Raw genomic sequence first — 4973 nt, 5'->3', positions numbered from 1 at the left:
CTGCTGCAGCTCAACGAGAAGTTCCCAAATGTGATGTCATGGTATGACCGCTGCCGACTACGTCCTGCTGCTGTCCGTGGGTTAGATGTCACAAAATTAACCTAGACGACCTAAACATGACCGAAGCTACGAAAAGGGGCAATTGTACTCAATTCCCCTTTTTTGAAAGCTACTATCTCTTCTCATTGGGTAGTAGATGAGGAATCTGGTAGGGGGTCCCACAGTATGGGCAGAAGCGATGTTTGAAAGAGGTAATCTGCTCATTACAGCTCACACAACGTTCTCGAAGTTGAGTACCACATTCGTAGCAATATTTTGCACGGCTATGGAGCCATAGAGAATCAGGTAATGTTCCAGATTGCCAGCATTTTGGACAAAACCGAATCCCTTGGTTGGTAGTCATGACCATACCCCGACACACCGCATCAAGGTAGTCACTGGGAATTTTGAGTGCAGAAGATAAACCCTGCTTAGTTTTATGATTGAGGCTATCCGTCCTATCTCGCTCAATCTTTCCATAGCTTTGGGCATGGATACCCGCTATCTCAGCTACTTCTTTCTGCGATAAACCGAGTCGTTCCCGAAGTCGAAGAGCATACTTGCCCAAAGATTCTCTGACCTGTGGAGCCGTATCAGATTCTAAACGTTGCATTGAAACCAGCTATCGAATCAAGAATCACTACCGCATTCGAACGACGACTACAAATTTCATGGTACGGCTGTTGTTTGTAGCCCTTGCTTTCATCCTGGTCAATGTCTGGATTACCCTGTTGTGGACCTTTGTTAGTGCAACTCGTCGTGGGGGAAGACGAGTCTATCAAGACTTATTTCCACTCAAAACCTTTTTGGAGTTTATATCTCAGGGTGTTGAAAGACTTTTCCGCCCAAGAGCGTGATTTATTTACCTGAAAATTGATGATGATTTCGATCTACTGGGTCTCTACCAAAAATTAGATTAACTGATAATAACCATGCCAATCCAAGATAAATTTACACCTGTTTTTCTTGGAACATTCATCTTTTTTTAGCTAAATATTATTTATTGTCTCATGTCCAGAAAGTGTGATCTATAAATTAAAAAGCCTTGCCTAGAAAAGTATTTAGAACCGACATACACATTTTTTGATCATGAGCCAATATTATTGGTTTTTAATAATGTTCTTATTTAGTTCTCAGATATCTAAAATTGAGGCATTTTATATTATGAATATTGACAGAAAAATAATAGGTTTTGATCCTTTATCGTCAATTACAAACTAATCAAAAATAGTAGGAAATATCATGGCTATCGATCAGTCTATATTTATCCCTAGTGAAGATTTCCAATCAACAGATCAGTCTCCACTTTCCCTTAGAGATGCACTGCAATTAGATGGTTTTACTGAAGTTCGCGGTACAGAAGGTAGAGATTCTCTTTCTGCCAATGGTGACCGATATGTTCTTGTTGGTTTAGGTGGAAATGACCAAATTGGTGCACAGAGAAATTCAAGTAACACTATTGCGTTTGGGGGAGACGGAAACGATTTAATCAGTCTTCTTCGCAGCGGTGGTACTAATGTCATTGATGGTGGTGCTGGTGATGACATTATTATTGGTGGTGGTATTGATGGTAGTAATGATTACCTCTATGGTGGCTCTGGTAACGATCGTATATTTGGCGATCGAGGTGCTGATTTACTGGATGGTGGCTCCGGTAACGATACTCTGGTAGGCGGTCTAGGAATTGACACTCTAATTGGTGGTTCAGGTGACGACACGATACGAGCTGGCAGTGGTAACGATATCCTTGCTGGTGGCACGGGCGTCAACGATCTGACTGGTGGGGATGGTAGCGATACGTTCGTGCTTGATGCTATTCCTGCTGGTGGTGAGCTGGCTGGCCTGGCTATTATTCGTGACTTCGACAGTAGCGAAGGAGATGTAATTAGCTTGGGTGCGTCTGATTTGCAATTTAGTGATTTGACTATCTCTCAGTTCAATAGCCAGTTTGCAGTCATTGAAACCGCTGAAGCTGGATTGATTGCTGCATTTGATGGTGTGGCTGCAAGTTCCATTACTGAAGCGGATTTTGTTTTTTAGATCTGATCACCTTGTCCCTGAGTGTTTGCATAACAGACCTTATAAAGGTTAACAGGAGCATTGATAAGGTCTGGGTTCAGACAACTTAACAAGTATTATCTTTTGGTCAATTTTTACCTGAGGTTCCTAATCACTGGAACAACCTAATAACAGCAGATTAACGTATTGAGGTAATACAGTGATTTTCTTGGCATTAATAAATCATCATCAAACAACCAAAAAATTTTACATCTAGCCCAGACCTTATGAAGGCTAATCAACATTCCAGAACAAACGTTGATCAATATCAACTTTAGGAAGGTACAAACTGACCACAAGGAAGCAGTATGACAGTTATTAAACGTATGCGAATACTGCTTTCAAGCCTTAGATCTGTGGTCAGTCAAACCACGGGTACACCTCCCATCATTGGCGAAACAACATCACCCAAAGACCGTTTTACAGGTGTGCCCGACTTGCAGTCCAACCCAAACTTCACACCACAACCGACTAAAGGAGAACCTATGAGTAGTGCAACCGGATGCCCATTTTCGGGCGGGGCGCTCAAATTCACTGCTGGTAGTGGCACAGCCAACCGAGATTGGTGGCCCAATCAGCTAAACTTACAAATCCTCAGACAGCATTCCCCTAAATCGGATCCGATGGGGAAAGGGTTCAACTATGCTGAAGCGTTTATAGGTCTTGACTTAGCTGCCGTCAAGCAAGATATTTTCAACCTGATGAAAACCTCTCAAGACTGGTGGCCTGCCGACTATGGTCACTATGGTCCTCTGTTTATCCGCATGGCTTGGCATAGTGCTGGCACCTACCGAATTGGCGATGGTCGCGGAGGAGCCGGGACCGGCAATCAACGGTTTGCCCCCATCAACAGTTGGCCAGATAATGCCAACCTGGACAAAGCACGGATGTTGTTGTGGCCGATCAAGCAGAAATATGGCGCGAAGATTTCTTGGGCGGACCTGATGATTCTGGCGGGTAACTGCGCTCTAGAGTCCATGGGCTTCAAAACCTTCGGGTTTGCTGGGGGCCGCGAAGATATTTGGGAGCCAGAAGAAGACATTTATTGGGGGGCTGAACACGAATGGTTGGGCGACAACCGCTATACCGGTGATCGGGAGCTGGAAAATCCCCTGGGTGCGGTGCAAATGGGTCTCATTTACGTCAATCCAGAAGGCCCCAACGGTCATCCCGATCCGGTGGCATCAGGCCGAGACATTCGCGAAACCTTTGGGCGGATGGCCATGAACGATGAGGAGACGGTAGCGCTAACGGCAGGGGGCCATACTTTCGGTAAATGCCATGGAGCTGGCGATGACGCCCATGTGGGTTCCGAGCCTGAGGGAGCCAGTATTGAGGAGCAATGCTTGGGTTGGAAGAATAGCTTTGGGACGGGTAAAGGAGTCCATACCATTACCAGCGGTATCGAAGGGGCCTGGACGACCAATCCGGTGCAATGGGATAACAATTACTTTGAAAATCTGTTTGGCTATGAGTGGGAACTGACGAAAAGTCCTGCAGGGGCCAATCAGTGGGTTCCCCAGGGAGGCGCAGGTGCCAATACCGTTCCCGACGCCCATGATCCATCCAAGCGACATGCCCCAATCATGACCACAGCAGACATGGCGATGCGAATGGACCCGGTTTATGGACCGATTTCTAGGGGCTTTCTTGCAGATCCCGAAAAATTCGCGGATGCCTTTGCCAGAGCGTGGTTTAAGCTGACCCACCGAGATATGGGACCTCGCTCGCGTTATCTGGGGCCGGAGGTGCCTGAGGAAGAATTAATCTGGCAAGATCCTGTTCCGGCGGTTGATCATGAGCTAATCAATGAGCAGAATATCGCGACCCTGAAGAGCCAGATCCTAGCGACGAATCTGACGGTCTCTCAACTCGTGTCTACGGCTTGGGCTTCGGCTTCCACTTACCGTGATTCGGATAAGCGCGGTGGGGCCAATGGGGCTCGGATTCGCCTGGCTCCCCAGAAAGATTGGGAAGTCAATCAACCGGCCCAATTGGCAACGGTGCTGCAGACCTTGGAGGCCATCCAAACCACTTTCAATAATTCACAAATGGGTGGCAAGCGCGTTTCCCTTGCAGACATGATCGTTCTGGGTGGCTGTGCGGGAGTTGAACAGGCAGCCAAAAGTGCCGGTTGGTACGATGTGCAGGTTCCCTTTAAGCCCGGACGGACGGATGCATCCCAGGCACAAACCGATGTAACCTCCTTTGCGGTACTCGAACCGAAGGCAGATGGATTCCGTAACTACCTCAAAGGGAAATATTCTGTCTCAGCAGAAGAACTACTGGTGGATAAGGCCCAGTTGCTGTCGCTAACTGCACCTGAAATGACGGTTCTTGTCGGTGGCCTGCGGGTGTTAAATGCCAATGTAGGCCAGGCTCAATATGGGGTGTTTACCCAACGGCCTGAGAGTCTCACCAATGATTTCTTCTTGAACCTACTCGATATGGGTATCACCTGGAAAGCCACTTCGGAAGATGAGGGTGTGTTTGAAGGACGAGATCGCAAAACCGGTGAACTGAAGTGGACCGGAACCCGTGTGGATCTGATCTTTGGTTCCAACTCTCAACTACGGGCCTTGGCAGAGGTTTATGGCTGTGCAGATTCCCAGAAGCGATTTGTCCAAGACTTTGTGACGGCATGGGATAAAGTAATGAACCTCGATCGTTTTGACCTTATCTAATCGTCAAAGGTCATTATTTCTCAGGCTAGTAGAGAACTTTCCCACTAGCCTGAAGGGCATGGTTCAAGTATTAGGATGCCAGGGTAACTTTTTTATAGAACCCATTTGAGATCTTAGTGATTTCCGTTGTAGCCTAAGAACCTTTTACAGCAACAATTCTAAGGATTCAGGATGACGCTTAATAAAACTGCC

The 4973-nt window shown here is 46.8% G+C and carries 3 protein-coding genes; 2 read left to right on the top strand and 1 reads right to left on the bottom strand.

Annotation, left to right across the window (positions count from 1 at the left end; all coding sequences use genetic code 11):
* Positions 1-172: 172 nt before the first annotated feature.
* The gene (locus Q0991_RS02415; RefSeq protein ID WP_299485154.1) at positions 173-652 is read right to left on the bottom strand and encodes a zinc ribbon domain-containing protein; all 480 of its coding nucleotides are present in this window, start codon (positions 650-652) and stop codon (positions 173-175) included.
* Between the two features lie 629 nt (positions 653-1281).
* Here Q0991_RS02415 and Q0991_RS02410 point away from each other — a divergent pair.
* Positions 1282-2079: a calcium-binding protein gene (locus Q0991_RS02410; RefSeq protein WP_299485152.1), complete on the top strand. Its 798-nt coding sequence runs from the start codon at positions 1282-1284 to the stop codon at positions 2077-2079.
* A gap of 503 nt (positions 2080-2582) precedes the next feature.
* The gene (katG, locus tag Q0991_RS02405) at positions 2583-4781 is read left to right on the top strand and encodes a catalase/peroxidase HPI (RefSeq protein ID WP_299485156.1); all 2199 of its coding nucleotides are present in this window, start codon (positions 2583-2585) and stop codon (positions 4779-4781) included.
* The last annotated feature ends 192 nt before the right edge of the window (positions 4782-4973 follow it).

The organism is Acaryochloris sp. IP29b_bin.137 (genome assembly GCF_028285745.1).
In the GTDB taxonomy this organism is placed as follows: Bacteria; Cyanobacteriota; Cyanobacteriia; order Thermosynechococcales; family Thermosynechococcaceae; genus Acaryochloris.
Note: the sequence above shows the minus strand (reverse complement) of the source record. Positions and strands in the feature narration are given on the sequence as shown.